14 protein-coding genes are annotated in these 25,104 nt (G+C 70.0%); 5 read left to right on the top strand and 9 right to left on the bottom strand.

What is annotated here, in order from left to right; genetic code table 11:
• Nucleotides 1-115: 115 nt before the first annotated feature.
• Nucleotides 116-1,759, bottom strand: a complete 1,644-nt coding sequence (pgi, locus tag AC1PZ7_RS11185) for a glucose-6-phosphate isomerase (RefSeq protein WP_482355310.1) — start codon at nucleotides 1,757-1,759, stop codon at nucleotides 116-118.
• Nucleotides 1,760-1,806: 47 nt separating this feature from the next.
• A complete protein-coding gene (gene cckA, locus AC1PZ7_RS11180; protein WP_482355309.1) occupies nucleotides 1,807-4,320 on the bottom strand; it encodes a cell cycle histidine kinase CckA in 2,514 nt (837 codons plus the stop codon).
• Between the two features lie 260 nt (nucleotides 4,321-4,580).
• Between cckA and AC1PZ7_RS11175 the strand changes: the two genes are divergently transcribed.
• Nucleotides 4,581-5,795: a hypothetical protein gene (locus AC1PZ7_RS11175; protein ID WP_482355308.1), complete on the top strand. Its 1,215-nt coding sequence runs from the start codon at nucleotides 4,581-4,583 to the stop codon at nucleotides 5,793-5,795.
• 127 nt (nucleotides 5,796-5,922) lie between these two features.
• On the opposite strand, the gene dksA is transcribed toward AC1PZ7_RS11175, so the two are convergent.
• Complete coding sequence (dksA, locus tag AC1PZ7_RS11170; RefSeq protein WP_482355307.1) at nucleotides 5,923-6,339, bottom strand: RNA polymerase-binding protein DksA; 417 nt, start codon at nucleotides 6,337-6,339, stop codon at nucleotides 5,923-5,925.
• Nucleotides 6,340-6,549: 210 nt separating this feature from the next.
• The gene (locus tag AC1PZ7_RS11165) at nucleotides 6,550-7,416 is read right to left on the bottom strand and encodes a MipA/OmpV family protein (RefSeq protein ID WP_482355306.1); all 867 of its coding nucleotides are present in this window, start codon (nucleotides 7,414-7,416) and stop codon (nucleotides 6,550-6,552) included.
• Between the two features lie 179 nt (nucleotides 7,417-7,595).
• Here AC1PZ7_RS11165 and AC1PZ7_RS11160 point away from each other — a divergent pair, with 179 nt between their 5' ends.
• Genes AC1PZ7_RS11160 through AC1PZ7_RS11150 form a run of 3 tightly spaced genes read left to right on the top strand, consistent with a single transcriptional unit; the run spans nucleotide 7,596 to nucleotide 10,618 of the window.
• Complete coding sequence (locus tag AC1PZ7_RS11160) at nucleotides 7,596-8,114, top strand: SixA phosphatase family protein (RefSeq protein ID WP_482355305.1); 519 nt, start codon at nucleotides 7,596-7,598, stop codon at nucleotides 8,112-8,114.
• A gap of 2 nt (nucleotides 8,115-8,116) precedes the next feature.
• A complete protein-coding gene (locus tag AC1PZ7_RS11155) occupies nucleotides 8,117-9,580 on the top strand; it encodes a YcjX family GTP-binding protein (protein WP_482355304.1) in 1,464 nt (487 codons plus the stop codon).
• Nucleotides 9,581-9,586: 6 nt separating this feature from the next.
• Entirely contained in the window at nucleotides 9,587-10,618 is a 1,032-nt protein-coding gene (locus AC1PZ7_RS11150; RefSeq protein WP_482355303.1) for a YcjF family protein, read from the top strand.
• 7 nt (nucleotides 10,619-10,625) lie between these two features.
• Here the strand turns inward: AC1PZ7_RS11150 and AC1PZ7_RS11145 are convergent, their stop codons facing one another.
• Complete coding sequence (locus tag AC1PZ7_RS11145; protein WP_482355302.1) at nucleotides 10,626-10,946, bottom strand: 2Fe-2S iron-sulfur cluster-binding protein; 321 nt, start codon at nucleotides 10,944-10,946, stop codon at nucleotides 10,626-10,628.
• A 393-nt stretch (nucleotides 10,947-11,339) separates the two neighbouring features.
• Here AC1PZ7_RS11145 and AC1PZ7_RS11140 point away from each other — a divergent pair, with 393 nt between their 5' ends.
• Entirely contained in the window at nucleotides 11,340-17,213 is a 5,874-nt protein-coding gene (locus AC1PZ7_RS11140) for an apolipoprotein A-IV repeat region-like domain-containing protein (protein ID WP_482359531.1), read from the top strand.
• Nucleotides 17,214-17,719: 506 nt separating this feature from the next.
• Here AC1PZ7_RS11140 and AC1PZ7_RS11135 read toward each other — a convergent pair.
• The 4 genes from AC1PZ7_RS11135 to AC1PZ7_RS11120 form a co-directional block, all read right to left on the bottom strand.
• Complete coding sequence (locus AC1PZ7_RS11135; protein WP_482359530.1) at nucleotides 17,720-20,893, bottom strand: efflux RND transporter permease subunit; 3,174 nt, start codon at nucleotides 20,891-20,893, stop codon at nucleotides 17,720-17,722.
• A gap of 16 nt (nucleotides 20,894-20,909) precedes the next feature.
• Nucleotides 20,910-22,142, bottom strand: a complete 1,233-nt coding sequence (locus AC1PZ7_RS11130; RefSeq protein WP_482359529.1) for an efflux RND transporter periplasmic adaptor subunit — start codon at nucleotides 22,140-22,142, stop codon at nucleotides 20,910-20,912.
• A 142-nt stretch (nucleotides 22,143-22,284) separates the two neighbouring features.
• Nucleotides 22,285-23,835 (bottom strand): murein biosynthesis integral membrane protein MurJ, encoded by a 1,551-nt coding sequence (gene murJ / locus AC1PZ7_RS11125; RefSeq protein ID WP_482359528.1) that lies wholly within the window; start codon nucleotides 23,833-23,835, stop codon nucleotides 22,285-22,287.
• A gap of 110 nt (nucleotides 23,836-23,945) precedes the next feature.
• Entirely contained in the window at nucleotides 23,946-25,100 is a 1,155-nt protein-coding gene (locus tag AC1PZ7_RS11120; protein WP_482359527.1) for a DegT/DnrJ/EryC1/StrS family aminotransferase, read from the bottom strand.
• Nucleotides 25,101-25,104 lie beyond the last annotated feature (4 nt).

The following is a 25,104-nucleotide window of genomic DNA, read 5'->3' as shown; positions in this document are numbered from 1 at the left end:
CCCCGAACTTCATGGATCGTCTTTCCGGACGGCCGCGGGCCGATCCGGGATCGCGTGCAGGATGGCGAGCGATCCCGGCTCGAAGCGGCGCTTCGGCCGGGATGACGCCGTCGGACTATTTCCCCACCAGATGATGCAGGAGACCGGCGGCCGAGGCCGAGACGGTGTCGGGCGCGACACCGCTTTCCACCGCCGGCAGCAGCGTGCTGGCAAGCTCCTTGCCGAGCTCGACGCCCCACTGGTCGAAGCTGTTGATGTTCCAGATCGCCCCCTCGACGAACACGCGGTGCTCGTAGAGCGCGATGATGCGCCCGAGCGTGTAGGGATCGAGCGTCTCATAGGCGAGGGTCACGGAGGGCCGGCTGCCGGTGAAGACCCGATGCGGCGCGATCTTCGCCGCGCTGGCCTCGTCGCGGCCGGCAGCGAGAAGCTGCGCCTTCGCCTCCTCCAGCGTACGCCCGCGCATCAGCGCCTCGGACTGGGCGAGGCAGTTGGCGATCAGCATGGCGTGCTGGCGCTTCAGACCCGGCTCCTTCTCTTCCGCATGCCCCCTGGCGGCGATCAGGAACTCGACCGGGATCGGGCTGGTGCCCTGATGGATGAGCTGGAAGAAGGCATGCTGCCCGTTGGTGCCCGGCTCGCCCCAGACCACGGGGCCGGTATCGTGCGCCACGAGCTCGCCGTCGAGCGTGACATGCTTGCCGTTGCTCTCCATGTCGAGCTGCTGGAGATAGGCCGGCAGGCGCGCCAGATGCTGGTCGTAGGGGATGACCGCGCGGGTGGCGTAGCCGCACACGTCGCGGTGCCAGATGCCGACGAGGCCGAGCAGCACGGGCAGGTTCTTCTCCAGCGGCGCCGTGCGGAAATGCGCGTCCATGGCATGGCCGCCGGCGAGGAAGCGGCGGAAATGCGCCTCGCCCACCGCGATCATCACCGGCAGGCCGATGGCCGACCATACCGAATAGCGTCCGCCGACCCAGTCCCAGAAGCCGAACACCCGGTCCGGCGCGATACCGAAGGCCGCCACCTTGTCGAGCGCGGTGGAGACGGCGGCGAAATGGTTGGCCACCGCCGACTCGCCCAGCGCCTCGACGATCCAGTGCCGGGCACTGGCGGCGTTCGACATCGTCTCCTGGGTGGTGAAGGTCTTTGAGGCGACGATGAACAGGGTGGACGCCGGGTCGAGATCCTTCACCGTGTCGTAGAGATGCGCGCCGTCGACATTGGAGACGTAATGCGCGCGCGGGCCGTCGTGATAGGGCGAGAGCGCGATGGTCGCCATCACCGGGCCGAGATCGGAGCCGCCGATGCCGATATTCACCACATCGGTGATCGGCTTGCCGGTCCAGCCCTTCAGCGCGCCCGAGCGGATGCCCTCGGCGAAGGCCGCCATGGCGGCGAGCACCGAGGCGACGTCGGCGCGCACGTCCTGCCCGTCGACCGTGAGCGGCGTGTCGCCGGGATCGCGCAGCGCCGTGTGCAGCACGGCGCGGTCCTCGGTGAGGTTGATGTGCACGCCCTCGAACATCGCCGTGCGCTTGGCCTCGACGCCCGCCGCCCGGGCGAGGTCGACCAGCAGGCCCAGCGTGCGCGGGGTCAGCGCGCATTTGGAGATGTCGAGCAACATGTCCTCGAAGGAGGCGGAGAAGGTGCCGAAACGGTCGGGATCGGCCGCGAACAGGCTCGCCACCTTCTCATCGGCGCGCGACGCGCGGTCGGCGGCCAGAGCCTTGAAGACGTCCTCGGTCGCTGCGTTCATCGGTTCCTCCAGACGTGTCCCCTCGCGGGACGTTACTCACTGCGGCCCTACTCGCTTCGGCCCATGCTCTTCTTCACCGCCTCGATCAGCTGCTTGAGGGTGAAGGGCTTCGGCAGGAAGCCGAAATCCGCACCCGCCGGCAGGTTCTTGGCGAAGGCTTCCTCGGCATAGCCCGACATGAATATCACCTTGATGTCGGGATGGGTGGCGCGCAACTCCCTGAGCAGCGTCGGCCCGTCCATTTCCGGCATCACCACGTCCGACAGGATGAGATCGACCTCGCCGGGGTGCTCGGCCATCACCTCCAGCGCCTCGACGCCCGAGCCGGCCTCCAGCACCTGGTAGCCGCGCGAGACGAGGGCGCGGGCGGCGAAGGCGCGCACCGCCTCCTCGTCCTCGACCAGCAGCAGCGTCCCGCGCCCGGTGAGGTCGGTTGCCTTGGGCGCGGCCTCCGGCTCGGGCGCCTTGGGCGCCAGCTCGACCGCGTCGGGCACATGGCGCGGCAGGAACACCCGGAAGACCGAGCCGCTGCCGATCTCGCTCTCCACCTGCAGCGTGCCGCCGGTCTGCTTGACGATGCCGTAGACCGTGGAAAGGCCGAGGCCGGTGCCCTTGCCGACCTCCTTGGTGGAGAAGAAGGGCTCGAAGATCTTGTCGAGGATCGCCGGCGGAATGCCGGTGCCGGTGTCCGCCACCTCGACCAGCACATGGTCGGCCGGCGGCAGCCCCGCCTCGGCGTAATGCGCGGCCTGCGCGGCGTTGACATTGGCGGTGCGGATGGTGAGCGTGCCGCCCTCGGGCATGGCGTCGCGGGCGTTGACCGCGAGATTGACGATCACCTGCTCGAACTGGTTGAGGTCCGCCTTGACCGGCCAGAGGTCGCGCTCTTCCTTCACTTCCAGCTTGATGGTCTCGCCGAGCAGGCGGCGCAGCAGCATGGTGAGGTCGCTCATCACGTCGCCGAGCCGGAGCACCTGCGGGCGCAGCGTCTGCCGGCGCGAGAAGGCGAGAAGCTGGCGCACGAGGCCGGCCGCGCGGTTGGCGTTCTGCTTGATCTGCATCACGTCCTGGAAGGACGGGTCGGTGGGGCGCGCATTGGCCAGCAGAAGGTCGGAATAGCCGATGATGGCGGTCAGCACGTTGTTGAAGTCGTGCGCCACGCCGCCGGCGAGCTGGCCGACCGCCTGCATCTTCTGCGACTGGGCGAACTGCGCCTCCAGCGCCCGCTGCTCGGTGGTCTCGAAGACATAGACGATGGCCGCCTCGCGCTCGTCCCCGCCATCCTCGACGGAGGCGAAGTAGAAGCGGGCGGAACGCGCGCCGTCGCGGTCGAGACCGACATCGACCGGGGTCGCCGACGCCTGGCCGTGCGCCGCCGCCGTCACCGCGATCTCCAGCGGGCCGCGCGCCGCTTCCGGCACCACGTCGACGATGCGCCGCCGCTCGCCCTCGCGGCCGCCGAACAGGCGCGAGAACATGGCGTTGGCGCGCACGATGCGCCCTTCCGCGTCCACCTCGGCGATGGCGATGGGCGAATTGTGGAAGAAGCGGGCGAAGCGCACCTCGGCCGCGCGGGCGGGATCGGCGGCGTTGTCCTCGCGCGAGCGGTTGACGACGAGGGTGCGCGAGGCGCCCGGCGTGCCGTCCGAGGCATAGGCGACGCGGTGCCAGATGCGCACCGGCAGCGGCTGGCCGTTCTTGCGCCGCAGGTCGAGGTCGAGCACCTCGGTGCGCACCCCGCCGGGCAGCGGCGCCATGCCGGTGAGCAGGGTCGCCGCCGGGCCGGGCACGATGTCGGCCACGGTGAGGCCGCCGGGGCCGAACTCGGCGAGGTCGTAGCCGAGCCAGTCGACCAGCGTCGCGTTGATGTAGTGGATGGCGCCGCCGGCGGCCGAGAAGAAGCCGGCCGGGGCGTGGTCGAGATAGTCGATGGCGTGCTGCAGCTCCAGGAAGGCCGTCTCCTGCCGCTCGCGCTCGCGCGTCAGGTCGCTCACCGTCCAGACCGCCGTCTTCGGCCCGCGCCCGCCGGCGCCGGCCGGCCGCGCGCCGAGCTTGAGCCAGCGCACCGGCTGGCCGGGGCCGGCGATGCGCACCTCCTCGGTCAGCGCCTTGCCCTCGCGCACGCCCTGCGCCAGCCGGTAGATGGCCTCCGAAGCGTCGGGATCGCTGGTGAACAGGCGCTCCACCGGCCGCGCCTCCTGCGGCGAGGCGGCGCCGGTGATCTCGCAATAGCGCGGATTGGCATGGAGCACGCGGCCCAGCGCATCGACGATGCTCACGCCCTCCGGCGCACTGTCGACGATGCGGCGGGCCAGCTCGTCGCGCATGTCGGGCACGCCGAAGCGCAGCAGGCCGGCGGCATAGGCGAACAGCGCGAAGACGCCGACCACGGCGAGGACCGTCAGCAGGCCGATGATCCAGGGATCGGCCCGGTCGCGGCCGAGCAGGAGCAGCGAGACGACGGCGCCGACGAGCGCCAGCGCGACCAGCAGCACCAGCCGGATGCTTCCGCCGATCTCGGGTCTGTCGATCGTGGAATCGTCGGGTCCGCTATCCGCCATGTCCAAGCCAGAAGCCTTCCGCCACCGCTGCCGACGCGGCGCGTCAAGGCGATTCAACCTGTCCCTCTTGGTGCCTGACCCGCTGTCCCGGGGCAAGCGCCGATTGGCCCTTTCCGCCGCAAGCGGTGGATCGGCCGCCGCCGGCCGGCGAGCGCCGGGGCTTGCCGGATGCCCCCTTCCGCGACACAAAGGACGGATTGTTTCCGGCGCGCGGCCGCAACTTCGTCCGCGCCGGCCTGCGTAGCGTGGAGATGTGGTTCATGATGGATGTTCTGTCGGATCTCGGATCGGTCGGCGTACCGCTCCTGGCATTCGCCGGGCTGGTGCTGCTGGCGATCCTCGTCGTCTTCCTCGGCCGTCGCGCGCGCAGGCGCCGCAATCACGGACTCGTCGCCGGCCATCGGCTCGCCGTCATCGACCAGGTGCAGATCGACGACGCCCGGCGCCTCGTGCTGATCCAGCGCGACGACATACAGCACCTCGTCATCCTCGGCGGCGGCAGCGACCTGCTGGTGGAGAGCGGCATCGGCGCAATCCGTGCCCATGAGCGCGCCCATGAGACGGTGCGTTCGCCCGAGGCGGTCCGCGCCCACGAGCCGGCGCGCGTCGCGGAGCCGGCCCGTATTCCCGAGCCGATGGCCGAAACGCCGCGCGCGCCGCGCGAAGCGGCTCCAGCCCCCATCGCGCGGCCGACGCGCCCGCCCGAGCCGCGCCACGCGCCCGTCGCGCCGCCGCCGCGCCGAGCGCCGCCGGCCCGGCTGACCGAGATGGAGGAGCCGGCCCACGCGCCGCCGTCCATTCCGATGCGGGCCGAGCCCGTGATCGAGCCGCCCGCGCCGGAAGAACCGTCACCGCGCGTCGCGGTGAAGGTCGACCCGCTCTTCGCCGGCATGGTCGACCAACTCGAGGAATCGCTGCGCCGCCCGGCGACGCCCGAGATCGAGCCGATCCGTCGAGCCACGCATGTCGCGACCGCCCCGGCGACCCCACCCGCCGAGCGCACCGCTGCCGAGCGCGCGCCCGAGCGGCCGGTCGAGCGCCCCGCCGCGCCGCTGCCGCCCTATCGCATGGCGGCCGAGCCGAAGATCGACGAGCCGCACGCGCCCGCCGCGGCGCCGGTGGCCGGGCCGTTCGTCGTACCGCCGCGCGTCCCCCCGCGCGTGCCCGAGCGTTCCGATTTCCGGGTGCCCGAGCCGCGCACCCCGGAGTTCCGTGCGCCCGAGATTCGCACGCCGGAGATCCACGCGCCGGATATCGCCGCCCCGGAGCCCGCCGCCCCCGCGGTTCCCGTGCCGCAGGTCCATGCGCCAGAAGCCCGCGCGCCTGAGGTCCAGGTGCCCGAGATCCAGGCTCCCCAGGTTCAGGTGCTCCAGGTTCAGGCGCCCGAGCCCCGCGCCGTGGATGCGGCGGAAGTCGGCGGGGACCCCTTCGAGGAAGAGATGGCCAATCTGCTGGGTCGCGCCCGCCGCCCGTGATCGAACCGGACGGGTGGCGGCCTGCCGTGCGCCCGTCCCCCGGCCACCCCTGAAACGAAAAACGGCGACCCGCCCTGCGGATCGCCGTTTTGCTTCATGTTCCCCGACGTTCCGAGGCGGATGCCGCTCAGTCGTCGCGATAGACGCGCTCGCGGCGCTCATGCCGCTCCTGCGCCTCGATCGACAGGGTGGCGATCGGCCGGGCCTCGAGCCGCTTCAGCGAAATGGGCTCGCCGGTCTCTTCGCAATAGCCGTAGGAACCGTCGTCGATTCGGTCGAGCGCGGCGTCGATCTTGGCGATCAGCTTGCGCTGGCGGTCGCGGGCCCTGAGTTCGATCGCGCGATCCGTTTCGGAAGAAGCCCGGTCGGCTATGTCCGGGTGATTCTGGTTTTCGTCCTGAAGGTGCTGCAGCGTCTCTTTCGCCTCGCGCAGGATGTCTTCCTTCCACTGCAGCAGCTTCTGGCGGAAATACTCCCGCTGCCGCTCGTTCATGAAAGGCTCGTCCTCGCGGGGGCGATACTCCTGGTCGATCTCAACCGACATCGGCCTTGGTCCTCGTTTTCCGGGGGCACCCCTATCGGGCGCTGCTTATATCGCCACGCCACGCCCCAGACAACACCTGTCAGCGTCATCGAGACGACACAAAATGCCGGATTTTTCAGCAGCTTGCGCGCCGAAACGAGGCAAATGCAGGAATAGCGGTGCGCGCCGGGCGGGCGTCGGGCGAGGTACCGACGCCGGAAGCCGCCGAAACTATTCGAAACCCAGGAAGAAAGTGTAGGAGAGCGAGACGCCCGCCTGGAACTGGTTGCGGTCGCCGTTCTGCACAACGAGCGGGCTGTCCGCCGCATCGTCCATCAGATACTTGTACTCGGCGAACACCGAACCGGTGATGTTCTCGGTGAAACGCTTGAGAACCTGGCCGCCGAAGCCCACCGAATAGATGCCGCCGCCGGCCTGATAGGGCGTCAGCGGGTTACCGAGAGCGTTGGCCATCACCGATTCGGCCGGGGTGACGCCGAAATAGGTGTCGATATAGCCCGAGCTCGCCAGCGTCATGCGCGGGCCGGCCGAGATGGTGACGCCCCACAGTTCCGGGCTGAAATGGATCGCGTCGACCGCGAGATCCGCCACCACGCCCTCGAAGCCGCCGAAGCCGTAGCGCAGTTCGCCGCGCAGGCGCAGCCAGTCGACCGGGAACCACTGGGCGTAGCCGCCGGCCTCGAAGGCATAGTCGATATCGGACATGCCGCGCAGGGCATTGGCGCTGGAGGCATCGCGCTTCCAGTCGAGCTTGCCGACGATACCGGCCTCGAACACGCCGGTGTCCCACAGCGCGATGCTGGGATTGTCGTTGAAGCTGGAGAAGCGGCTCAGACGGTCGGCGCGGCTGATGCTGATGATCGGCTTGAAGCCGAACTCGTACTCGTCCGAGCCCATCCAGTTGGGCATCGCCATGGCATAACCGCCGAGGGTCAGCGTCCACTGGCGGTCCACCGCCTCGGCCTTCGCATAGGCCGGATCGGTCTGGTACGCGATATCGGCAGCCAACGCCGTCGTGGCCGACAGACCCATCGTCCCCGCGACGACCATGACGCTCGCCCAGCTGACTGCCCGCATTGCTACCATCCTGTGAACTACGTCACGCTTCATTACAGCAACATAACGTGCCTGTGGTTGCTGAAAAGTCACTTAACGCGACGTCAATCTTTTGGGCAGCGCCGCGCGGGGCCGGCTCGCGCCGGGCGCCGGCATGCCTATATGTTGACGGCAACCTGTCACCTGGACGATCCCACGCCATGCTGCGCCTCATCCTGCTCCGCCATGCCAAGTCCGCCTGGCCCGACGGCGTGCCCGATATCGATCGCCCGCTCGCCCCGCGCGGCCTGCGCGGCGCGGCGGCGATGGGCGCCTATATGGCGGCGGAAGGCCTGCTGCCGGCGCGGGCGCTGGTCTCGCCGGCACGGCGGACCATCGAGACCTGGGAGGTCGCCACCCGCGACTGGCCGCCCCATGCGCCACCGGCCTATGAGCGCGCCCTCTACGAGGCGCCGGCCGCCCGCCTGCTGGAACTGCTGCGCGCGCAGGACGACGTCTCGCCGCTGATGCTGGTGGGGCACAATCCCGGCATGGAGGAGGTCGCCGCACAGCTGCTGCGGCGCGAACAGCGCGCCAGGGTGCTGCCGAAATACCCGACCGGCGCGCTCGCCGTGATCGACCTTCCGGTCGATCGCTGGGCACAGGCGCAGCCCGGTACGGGAACGCTGGAGCGATTCGTGACCCCGCGCGCGCTCGGCGTACAGAAGGACAGGGAGTAGCCGTGCCGTCCCGCTTCGAATGGCTGATCGACGAGGCGCGCCTCACCGCGCAGACCCTGATCGACCGCGCCGAGGAACTGGCCAGCCCGACGCTGCGCCTCGGCATCACCGGCCTGTCGCGGGCGGGCAAGACCGTGTTCACCACGGCATTGATCCACGCGCTGATGCGCGGCGGCCGCCTGCCGGTCTTCCGCGCCATGCATGAGGGGCGCATCGCCGCGGCGCGGCTGGAGCCGCAGCCCGACGACGGCGTGCCGCGCTTCGACTATGAAGGCCATCTGGCGACGCTGGTCGACGAGCGGCGCTGGCCGGATTCGACCCGGCGCATCAGCGAGCTGCGCCTCGCCATCGACTACGCCCCGGCGCGCGGGGGCCGGCGCACCCTCACCCTCGACATCGTCGACTATCCCGGCGAGTGGCTGCTCGACCTGCCGCTGCTCGACCAGTCCTATGCCGATTTCGCGGCGAAAAGCCTGTCGCTGGCCCGTGCGCCGGCCCGCCGCCCGCTCGCCGGGCCGTTCCTCGCCGCGCTCCACGCGACGGATGCCGCCGCCCCGGCCGACGAGACGGCGGCGCGAAGGCTCGCCGCGCTGTTCACCGACTATCTCGCCGCCTGCCGGGCCGAGACGGTGTCGATGAGCCTGCTGCCGCCCGGCCGCTTCCTCATGCCGGGCGATCTGGAAGGCTCGCCCGCCCTCACCTTCGCCCCGCTCGACCTCTCGGAGGCGACCGAGGCACCCGCCGGCTCGCTGCACGCCATGATGGCGCGGCGCTTCGAGGCCTATAAGGACCGCATCGTCCGCCCGTTCTTCCGCGACCATTTCGCCCGGCTCGACCGGCAGATCGTGCTGATCGACGTGCTCTCCGCGCTCAATGCCGGCCCTGCCGCGCTGGGCGATCTGGAAGCCGCGCTCGACGGCATCCTCGCCGCCTTCCGCACCGGCCGGAACTCCTGGCTCTCGGCGCTGTTCCGCCACCGCATCGGCAAGGTGCTGTTCGCCGCCACCAAGGCCGACCACCTGCACCACACCAGCCACGACCCGCTGGAGGCGATCCTGCGCCGGCTCGTCGAGCGGGCGCTGGCGCGCGCCGAGGGTGCAGGGGCCGACATCGACGTCGTCGCGCTGGCCGCCGTGCGGGCGACGCGCGAGGCCATGGTGAAGCGCGGGCGGGCGCATCTGCCGGCCATCGTCGGCGTGCCGGAAGCCGGCCAGCACGGCGCCGACCAGTTCGACGGGCTGGCGGAAGCCGCCGTCTTTCCCGGCGACCTGCCGGAGAGCCCGGCGGCGCTGTTCGACCCCGCGCACGGCTTCAACGGGCTGTCGGACGCGGCCGGCGGGGATTTCCGCTTCCTGCGCTTCCGCCCGCCGCTGGTCGAGCGCAACGCCGAGGGCCTCGCCTTGCCGCTGCCGCACATACGTCTCGATCGCGCGCTGGAATTCCTCCTTGGCGACCGGTTGAAATAGGATCCCATGAGCGACCGCACCCCTCGCCGCCCGCAGGCCTTCCGGCTCGACGACCCCGGCGTCGTCCTGGCCGAGGAAGGCCATGCCGCCCCGCGAAGCACGCCGCCCGGTGCCGTCGTCGTCACCCCGGCGCCGGCGGATTCCGGCGAGGACGTCGCCCTGCTGCCCCCGCCGCCGGCGAAGACCTCGCGCTGGGGCGCGCTGTTCTGGACCGGGCTCGGCGGGCTGGTGAGCCTCGGCGTGGGGCTGGCCGTCACCAAGCTGGTGGAGGACCTGTTCGCCCGCGCCGACTGGCTCGGCTATGTCGGCCTGGGTTTCGCCGCGGCGCTGGTGCTGGCGAGCCTCGCCATACTGGCGCGCGAGGCGTTCGGGCTGATGCGCCTGCGTACGCTCAACCATCTGCGCGAGCAGGCGGCGACGGCGCTGCAGAAGGACGACCGGCGCCTGGCCGAGACGGTGACCAGGGAACTGCTCGCCATCGCCGCGACGTCGCCGCGCCTGTTCCGCGCCCGGACCGAGCTTCTCGGGCATCTCGACGCCATCATCGACGGCGCCGACCTGATCCGCCTCACCGAGCGCCAGCTCATGACGCCGCTCGACGCGGAAGCGACGCGGCTGGTCTCCAGCGCCGCCAAGCGCGTCTCCGTCGTCACGGCGGTCTCGCCGCGCGCGGCGGTGGACCTCCTCTTCGTGTTGATGACGGCGGTCGGGCTCGTGCGCCAGCTCGCCCTGCTCTATGGCGGACGGCCCGGCGCGCTGGGCATGGTGCGGCTGTTCCGGCAGGTCGTCGCCCACCTCGCCGTCACCGGCGGCATGGCGGCGGGGGATTCGCTGATCCAGCAGGTGGTCGGCCACGGCATCGCCGCCAAGCTCTCGGCGCGGCTGGGCGAGGGTGTGGTGAACGGGCTGCTCACCGCCCGGCTCGGCCTCGCCGCCATCGAGGTGACGCGTCCCCTGCCCTTCGCCGCCCTGCCGGCACCGGCACTGACCGACGTGGCGTCCGGGCTCATCACCCGCGAGACGCCGAAGGAGCCCTGAGCGGGCCTCAGCCCTGATGCTCGGGGGTGCGGACGATCAGCCCGTCGAGCGCGTCGGTGACCTTGATCTGGCAGGACAGGCGCGAATTGGGCTGCACGTCCGACGCGAAGTCGAGCATGTCCTCTTCCATCGGCCCGGGCTCGCCGGTCGCGCCCTGCCATGCTTCGTCCACATAGACGTGACAAGTCGCACAGGCGCAGGCGCCGCCGCATTCAGCGTCGATACCCGGCACGCCGTTGCGGATCGCGGCCTCCATCACGGTGGCGCCCGTCTGGGCATCCACGGTGCGCTCGGTACCGGCGGAGTCGATGAAGGTGATCTTGGGCATGGGATGTGATTTCGGTGATTTCGAAGGATTACAGGCAGCCCGCCCTAGATAGCTGCCGGCGGCATGGAATGCCAGCGCGCCGCGGGCACCGGCCACCATCGAATCATCCGGCCGCCGGCACGCGTTTTCCGTGTTTGCGCGGGTTGCGGCGGAGTCTATGAATCAGAGGTTTACGGGCATGGTAAACAGGCCGTTAACGATAACTGCAATCGACGCATTAACCCCGGTTCCATTTTTTATGGTCTAGAGCGTAGGATAACAGTGCGGGGGACTGACGTTCCTCTCGTCAAGTGCCGGACTTATCCCGGTGGACGGGAGCGTCACAACTCCGCGAAACCCCGGCCCGACGGCGCAAGCCGGTCGGAGTAGCGTACGGACCGGAGGCAGGCGCCTATGTCGACGAATACGAAGAAGGTTCAGCTGGATCCCGCGGAGGCCGCACTGTCGGCCATCGAGGAGGCTCTGAGTCTCGACCTCACGAGCGATGACGGGTACGCCGCTTCGGACGAGGAGGCGCATGACGACTACGGCTTGCTGCCTGCCCGCGAGCCGGACGGCCCGCGCATCGAGAGCCGCGCCGGCTCCAACGACGCCAGCGAGTCCGAAACCTCGCTCTATCTCGACGACATCGACCTGTTCGGCGATCCGGAAGCGCCCGGCGCCTTCGAGCCGCCGACGCTCGACGATGAAGGGTTCGACCTCTCGGCCTCCGAATTCGGCGAAACCTCCGCTCCCGACAGCTCCAGCGAGCCGAGCTTCGACTTCTCCACGCATGACGACTTCACCTCTGGACGGACCGCCGCCTCGGCCGGCCTCGCCGCCGGTGCCGCCGCCTTCGGCACCGCCGCCGCGCTGTCGTCGGGCGAGCCGCGCTCCGAGTCCGCCCGCTTCGAGTCCGGCCGCTTCGAGGCTTCGCGCGCCGAAAACTATCCGGAAGCCCGCCAGGAGGCTTCCCGTCCGGCCGCGCAGCAGGGCCGCCGCGCGGCCAATGACGACCGCCAGAGCATCGGCCAGCTTCTGTCCTCGCTGCAGCGCCGGCCCTCGCCCGCGCCCTATTTCATCGCGACCTTCGCTTCCCTCGCCTGGCTCGGCGCCGGCGGGGCGCTGCTCTATGGCCAGTTCGGCGGACTGGGCGGCAGCCTGCAGTCGATCATCAACACCCCCGGCCTGCTCACCGGCGCCGCGGCGACCATCGTCCCGCCGATCTTCTTCTTCGTGCTGGCCGCGATGGTCAGCCGCATGCAGGAAATGCGGATCGTCGCCCATTCCATGGCGCAGGTGGCCATCCGCCTGGCCGAGCCCGCGCCGGCTCCCGCCCCCAGCCCGGCACCGGCGGCGCCGGTCGCCGCCGCCCCGGCCCTGCCGGTGGCCGCCCCGCTTCCCGGCGAGCCCCTGATGCAATATGCCGAGCTGGAGCAGGCCGTCACCCGCGCCAGCGAGGCCGAAGCCTTCGTGCGCGGCGAGGTGGCCGCCCTCGCGCAGGCCTATGACGAGAACAACCGCCGCATGCACCAGCTCGTCGAGCGTCTCCAGCTCGAACGCGATGCCATCCTGACGCAGACCGAGCACATCCGCGAGACCATCGCGACGTCGCATTACGCCTTCGCCGAGGAAGTCGGCGGCGCCAGCGAGCGCATCAACGAGACCGTCATGCTGGCCGCCGATCGGGTGGCCAATACGCTTTCGGACAAGGGCGAGCACATCACCCTCGCCCTCGGCCGCGTCGGCGACACCATCATCGAGGCGCTGAGCGAGAAGGGCGGCGACCTCATCGACCGCCTGCAGGCCACGGGCTCGGAGGTCAACACCAACCTGTCCGACGCCAGCGAGCACCTGATCTCGACGCTGTCGGCGCAGGCCGACGACATCAGCAAGCGGCTGTCCGGCGTCACCTCCAACCTCACCGACACCCTCGCCACCCGCACCGACGAGATCAGCACCCAGCTCTCGGGCGCCACCGAAACCCTCTCGGATACGCTCGCCACCCGCACCGACGAGATCAGCCAGCGGCTCTCCGGCGTCACCGAAACCCTCTCGGACACGCTCGCCACCCGTACCGACGAGATCAGCCAGCGGCTCTCCGGCGTCACCGAAACCCTCTCGAACACGCTCGCCACCCGCACCGACGAGATCAGCCGTCGCCTGTCCGGCGTCGCCGAGAACCTCACCGACACGCTGGCCAGCCGCACCGACGAGATCAGCCGCCAGCTGTCCGGCATCACCGAGAACCTGACCGACACGCTGGCCAACCGCACCGACGAGATCGGCGACCGGCTGCTGCGTACCGCCTCGGAACTGTCGCACGTGGTCAACCTGCGCACCGAGGAGATGGGCGACAAGCTGGCCGCGACCACCCACAACCTCACCAGCACGCTGTCGGTCCGCTCGGACGAGATCACCGACGCGCTGGTCAGCACCGGCACGCGCCTCGCCGACGAGATCGCGATCCGCGCCAGCGAGGTCAACCAGACGCTGAAGAGCACCGGCGACGCGCTGGTGCTCGACCTCTCGGTGCGCGGCGGCGAAGTCGTGCGCAAGCTGGAGGAAACCGGCAACCGGGTGGCCGATACCATCACCGTGCGCGGCGACGACCTCGCCGACCGCATCGCCGATACCGGCAACCGCATCTATGACGCCGTCGCCGTGCGCGGCGCCGAGCTGGAGCGCCTGCTCGGCGAAACCGGCCAGCGCGTCGTGCACCAGCTCTCGCAGGCCGGCACCGGCATCCACGACGCCCTCGCCGAAGCGGCGGGCCGCGTCTCGCAGGACATCGACTATCGCGGCCAGGCGCTGACCCAGCAGCTTGCCCATGTCGGCGCCGAGGCGGCGCAGACCCTCGCCGACAACGGCGTCCGGGTCGCCGAGCAGTTCCGCGATGCCGCGGAATTCCTCGCCTCCGACCTTGCCGCGCGCAGCGAGAACGTGCGCGACCAGCTCGAACAGCAGTTCCGCAACATCGAGGACATCGTCACCGTGCGCGGCGGCGAGCTCGCCGACCGTATCTCCACCGACAGCTCCACGCTGGGCCGCCAGATCGTCGACGGCTTGCGCGACTTCGACCATGTCTTGCAGACCCAGGGCGGCGACATGGTCCAGCGCATCGCCGACCGTGCCGAGGCCGTGACCCGCGCCATCGACACCAACCTGTCCGGCTTCGACGACCAGGTCTCGACCAAGGCCGAGCAGGTCGCCGCCTCGCTCGACATGCGCATCGCCAATATCGAGGGCGTGCTCGACCGCGGCGTCGAAGGCCTCAACGAGACCCTCGGCAGCCGTACCGTGGAATTCGCCCAGACCCTCTCGGAAGGCGCCCGCCAGGCCAACGAGGCGATGAGCCACTCGCTGGAGATGCTGAGCGGCTTCTTCGACGACCGCGCCGGCACGATCACCGAGCAGCTCTCGCAGCATATCGAACAGGCCGACCGCACCCTCGCCGCCCGCGCCCAGGAGATCGCCTCCTCGCTCGACGATCGCGTCAGCCACTTCGAGGAGACCGTCGTCGGCCGCATCGACAATGTCGCGACCTCGGTCGAGGTGCGCGGCGCGGCGATGGCCGACCTGCTCGGCCAGCGCATCGGCGCCGTCGCCGGCCAGCTTCGCAACGAGGCGACGGAGATCGAGAACAGCCTGACCACGCTGGTCGACAATGTCAGCCGCACGCTGGTCGACCGCGCCGGCGAGGTCACCTCGCTGTTCGACAGCCGCACGGACGAGATCGCCCGCATCGTCGAGGAGCGCGGCAACGGCCTGCTCACGGCGCTGGAAGACCGCAGCATCTCGATCACCAGCGAGATCTCCCGCGCCAGCACCGAACTGCTCTCGGCGATCGACGATCACCGCGAGAGCCTCGTCAACGCGCTCGACAACACCCGCAACGGCGCGGTGTCCGACATCATGCGCGCCAGCGACGAGCTGCTGAACACGCTGGAAGTGCGCTCGGACGCCATCGTCTCGGCGTTCGAGACCGCCACCACCGGCCGTGCCGACCAGCTCATGCAGATGAGCGGCGAGGTCGTTTCCTCGCTGCAGCAGATCAGCGGCGAGGTCTCCGCCTCGCTGCAGGCCGTCGGCGGCGAGGTCACCACCTCGATCCAGGCGGTCAGCGGCGACGTCAACAACTCGCTGCAGCAGATCACCGGCGAAGTATCGACCTCGCTGCAGCAGATCGGCGGCCAGGTCACGCAGGAGATCGCCCGGGCCGGCAATTCGCTGCTCACCGAGTTCGACGGACGTGGCGCGCAGTTCGTCGAGAGCGCCCGCCAGGCCACCGAGCTGGCGTCCAACGAGTTCTCCCGCCTCGTCGACGAGTTCGACGGCCGCGGCATGCAGCTCGTGGAAAGCGCCCGCCAGGCCACCGGCACCGCCTCGAGCGAGTTCTCCCGTCTCGTCCTGGAGATCGACGGGCACGGCTCGCAGCTCGTGGAAAGCGCCCGCCAGGCCGCCGGCGTCGCCTCGGAAGAGTTCTCCCGCCTGGTCGAGGAGATCGACGGGCGCGGCTCGCAGCTGGTGGCGAGCGCCCGCCAGGCCACCGGCGTCGCCTCGGAGGAATTCACCCGCCTCGCCGACGAGTTCGCCGCCTCGCTGGAAGACCGCGGCAGCGGCCTGATCGCCGCCATCGCGGAGAGCGGCCGCTCGGCCGTCGCCGAGATCGCCGCCACCAACGAAGCCCTGCAGGGCGACGTGACCGGCCTGCTCGAGCGGCTGGGCGAGGTCAATGTCCAGCTTCAGGACGTGCTGGCCAGCTCGGTCGGCAACCTCGCGGAGATCGAGAAGACCATCTCCGAGCGCCTCAGCGCGTTCCGCGGCACCGTCACCAATGTGGAGGAAGCCAGCCGCCTCGCCTCGACCCGCATGGACGAGCAGATCCGCGACCTGCGCTCGGTCTCGACCGACGTGCTGCAGGACGTCGCCAAGCTCAGCCAGTCGTTCAGCGAGCAGGCCGGCCTCATCACCCATGTGGCGACCGCCCTCGGCAACGCGCACGAGAATCTCGACGACACGCTCGGCGGCCGTCACGACGCGCTGATCGCGCTCGCCCAGCAGGTCAATGAGCGCACCGCCGACCTCGACGCCCGCCTCGCCCAGTACACCGGCGCGATCGAGGGCACCTTCAGCCGCGCCGAGGAGCGCGTGGCCGACATCTCCAAGTCGATCCTCACCACCGCCAGCAGCTCCACCGAGGCGCTGGTGCGCCAGCAGGAGGAGATCCGCTCGACCACCGAGGCCGAGCGTGCGCGTACCGTCGCCTCGCTGCACGAGACCTACGGGCAGGCGGTCCGCGAGGTCGACTCGCTGATGCGCCAGGCCAATCAGGGCTTCTCCGGCGCCGCCCAGGCGCTGCGCGCCTCGGTTGCGGACATCCAGCGCCTGCTGGAGACCACCCGCGAGGAGCTCAAGCGCGGCATCATGGAGCTGCCCGAGGAGACCGAGGCGAACGCCTCGGCCATGCGCCGCACCGTCGCCGAGCAGATCAAGGCGCTGGCCGAGCTCAACGAGATCGTCTCGCGCCACGGCCGCACCCTCGACGTCGACAACGGCTCGCGGATGCGCGCCCCCGCTCCGATCGCCCCGGCGCCGGTGGCTCCGGCCGCATCCATCGCACCGTCGGTGCCGGCCGCCATCACCCGCAGCCAGCCGGCCGCGCCGCGCGCCGAACCGGCCCGCTCCAGCTCGCCGTCCTATTTCGAGGCCCCGCGCAACACGGGCATCGGCGGCAATGCCGGCAACGCCCGTCGCCCGGCGCCCGCTCAACCGGAGCGCGGCGCCACCGACAAGGGCGGCTGGCTCTCCGAGCTGCTGGCGCGCGCCTCGGACGGCGACGGCGGCCCCTCGGCCGGTGGCCCCGCCATCGGCGGTTCCTCGCCGCGCGGCAACCAGCGTGGCTTCGACAACCGCCAGAGCCAGCCCGAGCGGCCGGTGCACCACACCATCGAGTCGCTCGACTCGCTCTCCGTCGACATCGCCCGGATGATCGACCACGAGGCGGCCGTCGACCTGTGGGAGCGCTACAAGAAGGGTGAGCGCAACGTCTTCACCCGGCGCCTCTACACGATGCAGGGCCAGCAGACCTTCGAGGAAATCCGCCGCAAGTACCGCCGCGACCTCGAATTCCGCGACACGGTCGACCGCTATATCGGCGAGTTCGAGCGCCTGCTCGAACAGGTCTCGCGCGACGAGCGCGGCCAGGCGATGACCAAGACCTACCTGACCTCGGACACGGGCAAGGTCTACACCCTGCTCGCCCACGCAGCCGGCCGCTTCGACTGACCGGCCGCGCCCCGGGGCGCTGCGACGACCGACACGAAAGCCCCCGCCTCGCGCGGGGGTTTTTGTTTGCTGATGCGCGCTCGCTGGCGGCGTGGGCGAAGCAGGGACCGGTGCCTAACGACGCCCCCTGAGCGAGGCGGCGTGGGTGCGAGACGGCGTTGGCGCAAGGCGGCGCGGCGCCAGGGTGGCGTAGTGTGCGTGACGGCGCAGACGACGGCCAAAGCTGCCGCCCAGCGAGTGGAGCACCGGCAGCCGGACGTGGAACACCGGCAGCCGGACGACTGCCCTCCTCCCCGCCATCCCACGCCTCACCGGTCCCGTGCCTCACCGGTCCCGCTCCCAGGGCTGACGCTCCGCCGTTCATCGATCCCCGCCGCGGCGGGGTCGGGAAAGGCCGCCTCCCGCGCGGGATCGTGAGCGCACGATTCCCGCAACGAAAAGCCCCGCAGCACGAGGCTGCGGGGCTGGGGTCTTCGGTTCGCCTGAAACCGCCCGAGGCGGCGCCGTCAGTGCGGCGCGGCCGCCGCCGCCTGCTTGCGGGCGCGGCGGCGCTCGCCGAACCCGGCGAGCCAGCGGCAGATCACATAGAAGGTCGGCGTGAACAGCAGGCCGAAAACGGTCACGCCGATCATGCCGGAGAACACCGCCGTGCCCAGCGCCTGCCGCAGTTCGGCGCCGGCGCCCTTGGCGATCACCAGCGGCACCACGCCGAAGATGAAGGCGAGCGAGGTCATGATGATCGGCCGCAGGCGGAGCTGCGCGGCGTGGGTGGCGGCGGTGAAGCGGTCCTCGCCGCGATCCTCGAGCTGCTTGGCGAATTCCACGATCAGGATCGCGTTCTTCGCCGCCAGGCCGATGAGCACGATGAATCCCACCTGGCTGAGGATGTTGTTGTCCTGCCCGCGCAGCTGGATGCCGACCACCGCCGCGATCAGACACATCGGCACGATGAGAATGACCGCGAGCGGCAGCGTCAGGCTCTCGTACTGCGCCGCCAGCACGAGGAAGACGAACACCACGCCCAGCGCGAAGGCGAAGACCGCCGTGTTGCCGGCACGCACCTGCTGATAGGCCAGCGCCGTCCACTCGAAGGCGAAGCCGTCCGGCAGCGTCTCGGCGGCGAGCTGCTGCATTATCTGGATCGCCTGCCCCTGCGAGGTGCCGGGCATGGTGTCGCCGTCGAGCTCGGCCGCCGGATAGAGGTTGTAGCGCGGCACGCGGTACGGACCGGAAATGTCGCGCACGGTGGTGAAGGAGCCGAGCGGCACGGTCTGGCCGCTGGCGTTCTTCACCCGGAGCCGCAGCAGGTCGTCCGGCGTCAGGCGGTAGGGCGCGTCGGCCTGCGCCTGCACGCGGTAGGTGCGGCCGAACAGGTTGAAGTCGTTGACATAGGACGAGCCGATATAGGTCTGCAGCGTGGCGAAGACGTCGGCGATGTTGACGCCGAGCAGCTGCGCCTTGGTGCGGTCGATGTCGAGGAAGAGCTGCGGCGTCGAGGTCTCGAACAGCGAATAGACCTGCTTGAGCCCCGGCGTCTGGTTGGCCCGGCCCATCATGGCGTAGACCGCGCCCTGCAGCGCCTCATAGCCGCGCCCGCCGCGATCCTCGATCATCATGCGATAGCCGCCGGCATTGCCGATGCCCGCCACCGGCGGCGGCATGACGACGATCATCTGCGCTTCCTCGACCGAGGCGAGCTTGCCGAAGAGGATGCCCTGGATCGCCGCCGCCGACTGCTCGGGATGGGCGGCGCGCTCGGCGGCGGGGGCGAGGATGACGAACATGGCGCCGGCATTCGGCGCGTTGGTGAACGTCGCGCCGGAGAAGCCGACGATGTTGACCACATGCGCCACGCCCGGCGTCGCCAGCACGCCCTTCGCCGCCTTGGTCATCACCTCGTTGGTGCGCGCCAGCGCGGCGCCGCCGGGCAGCTGGGCCGCGACGATGAGATAGCCGCGATCCTGCGCCGGGATGAAGCCCTGCGGCGTCGAGCGGAAGATCTGGAAGCCACCGGCGAGAATGCCGAGATAGACCAGCAGCACCACCACCGCGATGCGCACCAGCCGGCTCGTGAGCCAGCCATAGCCGCGCGAGAGGCCGTCGAAGCCCTTGTTGAAATAGTGGAAGAAGCCGGTGATCGGCCGCGCATACCAGGCCGGCTTGTGGTCGGGCCCCTTGTGCGGCTTCAGCAGCAGCGCGCACATCGCCGGCGACAGCGTCAGCGACACCAGCAGCGAGATCAGCGTCGAGCCGGCGATGGTCAGGGCGAACTGGCGGTAGAACTCGCCGGAGATGCCGGTGATGAAGGCGGACGGGATGAACACCGACGCCAGCACCAGCGAGATCGCCACCAGCGCGCCGCCGACCTCGTCCATGGTCTTGTAGGCGGCATCGCGCGGGCTGAGACCGGTGGAGATGTTGTGCTCCACGCTCTCCACCACGACGATGGCGTCGTCGACCACGATGCCGATGGCCAGCACCAGGCCGAACAGCGAGAGGTTGTTCAGCGAGAAGCCGAACAGGCTCATGACGAAGAAGGTGCCGATCAGCGAGACCGGAATGGCGAGGATCGGAATGATCGCCGCGCGCCAGGTCTGCAGGAACAGCAACACCACGATCACGACCAGCACCACCGCTTCCAGGATGGTGTCCTGCACCGCGCGCACCGACTCGGCGATGAACTGCGTCGGGTTGTAGGCGGTCGAATAGGCGATGCCCGGAGGGAAGCCCTTGGCGATCTCCTTGATCGCGGCCTCGATCGCCTCGCCGGTCGCCAGCGCGTTCGAGCCCGGAAGCTGGAAGATGCCGAGCGCCACGGAGGGCTTGGAGTCGAAATAGGAGATCGAGGAATTGTCCTGCGCCTCGATGTCGATGCGCGCGACGTCGCGCAGGCGCACCACGGCGGTGCCGCTCTCGCGCACGACGATGTTGCCGAACTCCTCCGGCGTCGACAGGCGCCCGAGCGTGCGCACCGCGACCTGGAAGGCAAGCTGCTCGGGCACCGGCGGGGCATTCAGCACGCCCGAGGCGACCTGCAGGTTCTGCGCCTGAAGCGCGGCGGTCACGTCCGTCGCGGTCAGGTTCAGCGCCTGCAGCTTGGTCGGGTCGAGCCAGACCTGCATGGCATAGTCGCGCGAGCCGAACACGGTGATCGAGCCGACGCCCGGCACGCGCTGGAGCTGATCCTTGATCTGCAGGTTGGCGTAGTTGGAGATGAACAGCGAGTCGCGCGTGTCGTCGGGCGAGAACAGGCTCACCACCATCAGGATGTCGGGCGACGACTTGGCGACCGTCACGCCGATCTGCTGCACTTCCTGCGGCAGGCGCGGCGTCGCGGTTGCGACGCGGTTCTGCACCTGCACCTGCGCGATGTCGAGATCGGTGCCGATGTCGAAGGTGACGGCGATGGAGAAGCGCCCGTCCGCCGTCGAGTTGGAGGAGATGTAGAGCATCCCCTCCACGCCGTTGATCTGCTGCTCGATGGGCGCGACCACGGTGTCGGCGACCGTCTCGGCGCTCGCGCCCGGATACTGGCCGGTGACATTGACCACCGGCGGCGCGATGTCGGGATATTGCGCGACCGGCAGCGACACATAGGCGACCGCGCCCAGGATCATCACCACGATGGAAACCACCGAGGCGAAGATCGGGCGGTCGATAAAGAAGTGTGAAATCTTCATCAGGCCAGCTCCGCGCTCAGTTCGCCGGCGTCTTGGCGGGGGTGCCGGTCGCCGCGGTTCCGTCGGTCGCCGTGCCGGCGGCAGGAGGGGCCGGCGGGGCCGGCTTGCCCACCACCTGCGCACCCGGACGGATGCGCATCAGCCCGTTGACCACCACGAGGTCATCCTTCGCGATGCCGCTGACGATCACCCGCTGACCGTCATAGACGCGGCCGAGGGTGACGTACTTCATCTTCGGCGCCTGCGGCTTGTCGCCCGGCTCCATCACATAGACGAATTTGCGGGTCTGCTCGGTGCCGATGGCGACGTCGGGCACCAGCAGCGCCTCGTAGGGCGCCGAGGACGGCACCTCGATGCGGCCGAACATGCCCGGCGTGAAGATCCCGTCGGGATTGGCGACCGTGGCGCGGCCGCGAATGGTGCCGGTCTCCTCGCTGATCCGGTTGTCGACGAAGTCCAGCGTTCCCTTGTGGGTGAAGCCCTTCTCGTCGATGAGCTGCAGCTTGACCGGGATGGACTGCCCCTCGTCGCCCAGTTCCTTGGACATGCGCTGGTAGCGCAGGAACGAGGCCTCGTCATAAGTGAACTCGAAATAGATCGGGTCCAGCGAGACGATGGTGGCGAGCAGCGTGTTGGTGTTGGTGCCGCCCGAGCCGCCGGTGACGAGGTTGCCGACGGAGACCCGGCGGTCGCCGATGCGGCCGGTGACGGGCGAGCGCAGCTCGGTGAACTCGACGTCGAGCTTGGCGGCCTGCACCGCCGCCTGAGCCGCAGCGAAACTGGCGCGGGCGGAACGCTCGCTCTGCAGGCGCTGGTCGTAGGCCTGCTTGGAGATGGCGTTCGAGGTCTTGTCGTCGATCAGCGTCTGGGCGCGCTGCAGGTCCGACTGCGCGAAATCGAGATCGGCCTGGGTGCGGGCGAGATTGGCCTGCGCCTGATCGAGCGCCACCTGGAACGGACGCTTGTCGATGGAGAACAGCAGGTCGCCCTGCTTCACCAGCTGACCGTCGGTGAAGGCGATCTTCTCGAGATAGCCGGACACGCGGGCATAAACGTTCACCAGATCGACCGCCTCGAAGCGGCCGACATAGTCGTCGAAATCCGTGATCATGCGCGTGGTCGGCTTGGCGACCGTGACGCTCGGGGGCGGCGGAGCCTGCGGCGCCTGCTTCTGGTCGGAGCACCCGGCCAGCGCGAGAGCGGCCAGCGTGAGCGCGGCGAGGGAAAGACGCGACAACGCGGTGTTCATGCATCCGTCTCCGAGATGGGCATTCAAGGCGGCTTCAGGGCATCCGCCCGGAGTCATTTCAACATGCCCCGCCCCGCCTCGGGATGCATGCGCCGCTGGCAACTAGCACAATTTTGCTGCACCGCGTAAGCAATAAAACTTGTCAGCGCGGTGCCGGCCCCGGGCGTCCGCGCAGCAGCGCGCGCAGGTAGCGCGGTCCCAGAAAAAGCAGCACCAGCGCGCCGTAGACGGCCCCTCCCGCCGCGATGCACAAGGCCAGCAGCGCCTCGTCGCGCCCATGCGCGAGGCCGGCCACCCACGGCCCGGCGAAGGTCGCGGCGGCGAACAGCGCGGCCGCGACGGCGGCGGCGATCAGCGCCAGCCGGGGCAGGATGCGCAGCAATTGCGCGTCGCCGCATTCATAGCCGCGCCGCCATGCCAGGAAGGCCAAGAGGGTGACGGTGAGCCAGCCGCCCACCGAGGTCGCGAAGGCGAGGCCCACCTGGGCAAGGCTGTCCATCAGCAGCACCTTAAGCAGGATGTTGATGCTCGCCGCGCCGAGCGTGGCCATCACCGGCGTGCGCGTGTCGCCGCGCGCATAGAAGGGCGACATGAAGGCGCGCACCACCACGAAGGGCGCGAGGCCGATGCCATAGGCGGCGAGCGTCGCGCCGGCGGCGGCGGCGGCCTCGCCGGTGAACGCGCCGCGCAGGAACAGCCCGCGCATGATGATCTCCGGGATCGTCAGCGCCGCGGCGAGGAAGGGCAGCACCAGCAGCAGGGTCAACTCGATCGCCCGCGACTGCGCGTAGCGCGCGCCGTCGAAATCCTCCGCCGCGATCCGCCGCGACATCTCCGGCAGCAGCACGATGCCGGCGGCGATGCCGACCACGCCGATGGGAAGCTGGTTGATGCGGTCGGCGTAGAACAGCGCCGCGATCGCCCCCTGAGGAAGAAACGAGGCGATGATCGTATCGGCGAAGAAGGCGAGTTGCGTGCCCGCCGAACCGATGATGGCCGGCCCCAGCGCGATCAGGAAGGCGCGCATCTCCGGATCAAGGCGCGGCCGGCCGAAGCGCACGCCGAGCCCGTGCCGCTCGGCGTCGAAGACCAGAAGGGCAAGCTGCAGGAAACCGGAGATGAGCACGCCCCACGCCGCCGCGTGCCCGGCGGTGGGAAACAGCCCGGCGACGCTGAGCGTTCCGACCATCGCGACATTGAGCAGGATCGAGGCGGCGGCCGCCGCCCAGAAGCGGTCATTGGCGTTGAGCACCCCGCCGACCAGGGTCACCACCGCGATCAGGCCGAGATAGGGAAAGGTGATGCGGGTGAAGTCGACGGTGAGCGCGAAGCGTTCCGGATCGCCCGACAGGCCCGGCGCCAGCGTCGCCACCACCCAGCCGGTGGCCGTCAGCGCGAGGGCGAGGATGGCGAGCTGCACCAGCACCACCGCAGTGAGGATGCCGTTGGCGAAATGCCGCGCGCGCGTATCGCCCTCGACCGTCTTCACCCGCGCATAGGCCGGGATGAAGGCGGTGTTGAAGGCGCCTTCGGCGAAGATGGCGCGGAAATGGTTGGGAAGCCGGAAGGCGATGTAGAAGGCATCGGCGATCGGGCCGGCGCCGAGAATGGCCGCCATGGTGATGTCGCGCGCGAAGCCCGTCAGGCGCGAAAGCAGCGTCCAGCCGCCGACGGTGAAGATGCTGCGTATCATGTATCGCCAAAGGGACCGCGAGGCTCGGGTGCGCGGAATCACGCACCGGCGGGAAAGCTAGCCGTCCCGCCGCCGCCCCGCCAGCCCGGGTGTGCCGTGCGCCGCCGTGCTCAGGCGCCGAGCGCGCGGCGCACCGCGCCGATGACGCGGTCCTGGCTCGCCGCGTCGAGATAGCCGTGGATCGGCAGGCTGATGACCTCGCCCGCGAGCCGCTCGCACACCGGCAGGCCGTTGCCGGCGGCGGGATAATGCGCATAGGCGGGCTGGCGGTGCATCGGGATGCGGTAATAGACGGCGGTCGGCACGCCTTCCTTCTGCAGGGCGCTCGCGAGGCCGTCGCGCACGCCGTGCGGCAGGCGGATCGTGTACTGCGCCCAGACCGAGCTCGCGCGCGGGTCCACCGCCGGCACCACGCAGACATCCTTCAGCGCCTCGTTGTAGCGCTCGGCGGCGCGCTGGCGGGCGGCGATCTCGTCCTCGAAGATGGTCAGCTTTTCCAGCAGGATGGCGGCCTGGATGGTGTCGAGCCGGCCGGTCATGCCGATGCGCACGTTCTCGTATTTGTCGACGCCCTGGCCGTGCTCGCGCACGCTCTTGAGCACCGGCACGAGGTCGTCGTCGTCGGTCAGCACCGCGCCGCCGTCGCCGAAGCAGCCGAGCGGCTTGGCGGGGAAGAAGCTGGTGGCGGTGGCGTCGCCGAACGAGCCGGTGCGCTGGCCGTTCCAGGTGCCGCCGAAGCCCTGCGCCGTATCGCACAGCACCTTGAGGCCATGCGCCTCGGCGATGGCGCCGATGGCGTCCATGTCGGCCGGCTGGCCGAACAGGTCGACCGGGACGACGACGCGCGGGGTGAGCCCCTTCTGCTTCGCCACCGCGATCGCCGCTTCGAGGCTCGCCGGGTCCATGTTGAAGGTGTCTTCGAGGATATCGACGAAGACCGGCGTCGCGCCGACCCACGGCACCACCTCGGCGGTGGCGCAGAAGGTGAAGGCCGGGCAGAACACCGCGTCGCCGGGCTTCACGCCCCAGGCCATGAGGATCATGGCGAGCGCGTCCGTGCCGCTGGAGCAGGACACCGCATGCCGGGCACCGGCGAAGTCCGCGAGCTGGCGCTCGAACTCGACGACCTCCGGCCCGTTGATGAAGCGGCAATGGTCGAGCACCCGGCCGACCGCCGCGTCGATGCGCGAGCCGAGGCGCGCGCGCTGCGCCGCCACGTCGATGAAGGGAATCGGCGCCAGCTCGGTCTTCACGTGCGAATTCATCGAT

This window comes from Ancylobacter sp. TW_SC_1, from assembly GCF_056836805.1.
The sequence above is the reverse complement of the archived record's forward strand: the minus strand, read 5'-3'. Positions and strand labels throughout refer to the sequence as shown.

Excerpts from the sequence above, each read along its gene's own strand:
- cckA (WP_482355309.1), bottom strand. The coding sequence starts at position 4,320 with ATGGCGGATAGCGGACCCGACGATTCCACGATCGACAGACCCGAGATC.
- AC1PZ7_RS11145 (WP_482355302.1), bottom strand. The coding sequence starts at position 10,946 with ATGCCCAAGATCACCTTCATCGACTCCGCCGGTACCGAGCGCACCGTG.
- AC1PZ7_RS11150 (WP_482355303.1), top strand. The coding sequence starts at position 9,587 with ATGAGCGACCGCACCCCTCGCCGCCCGCAGGCCTTCCGGCTCGACGAC.
- AC1PZ7_RS11165 (WP_482355306.1), bottom strand. The coding sequence starts at position 7,416 with ATGCGGGCAGTCAGCTGGGCGAGCGTCATGGTCGTCGCGGGGACGATG.
- AC1PZ7_RS11130 (WP_482359529.1), bottom strand. The coding sequence starts at position 22,142 with ATGAACACCGCGTTGTCGCGTCTTTCCCTCGCCGCGCTCACGCTGGCC.
- AC1PZ7_RS11120 (WP_482359527.1), bottom strand. The coding sequence starts at position 25,100 with ATGAATTCGCACGTGAAGACCGAGCTGGCGCCGATTCCCTTCATCGAC.
- AC1PZ7_RS11175 (WP_482355308.1), top strand. The coding sequence starts at position 4,581 with ATGATGGATGTTCTGTCGGATCTCGGATCGGTCGGCGTACCGCTCCTG.
- AC1PZ7_RS11140 (WP_482359531.1), top strand. The coding sequence starts at position 11,340 with ATGTCGACGAATACGAAGAAGGTTCAGCTGGATCCCGCGGAGGCCGCA.
- murJ (WP_482359528.1), bottom strand. The coding sequence starts at position 23,835 with ATGATACGCAGCATCTTCACCGTCGGCGGCTGGACGCTGCTTTCGCGC.
- AC1PZ7_RS11135 (WP_482359530.1), bottom strand. The coding sequence starts at position 20,893 with ATGAAGATTTCACACTTCTTTATCGACCGCCCGATCTTCGCCTCGGTG.
- pgi (WP_482355310.1), bottom strand. The coding sequence starts at position 1,759 with ATGAACGCAGCGACCGAGGACGTCTTCAAGGCTCTGGCCGCCGACCGC.
- dksA (WP_482355307.1), bottom strand. The coding sequence starts at position 6,339 with ATGTCGGTTGAGATCGACCAGGAGTATCGCCCCCGCGAGGACGAGCCT.
- AC1PZ7_RS11160 (WP_482355305.1), top strand. The coding sequence starts at position 7,596 with ATGCTGCGCCTCATCCTGCTCCGCCATGCCAAGTCCGCCTGGCCCGAC.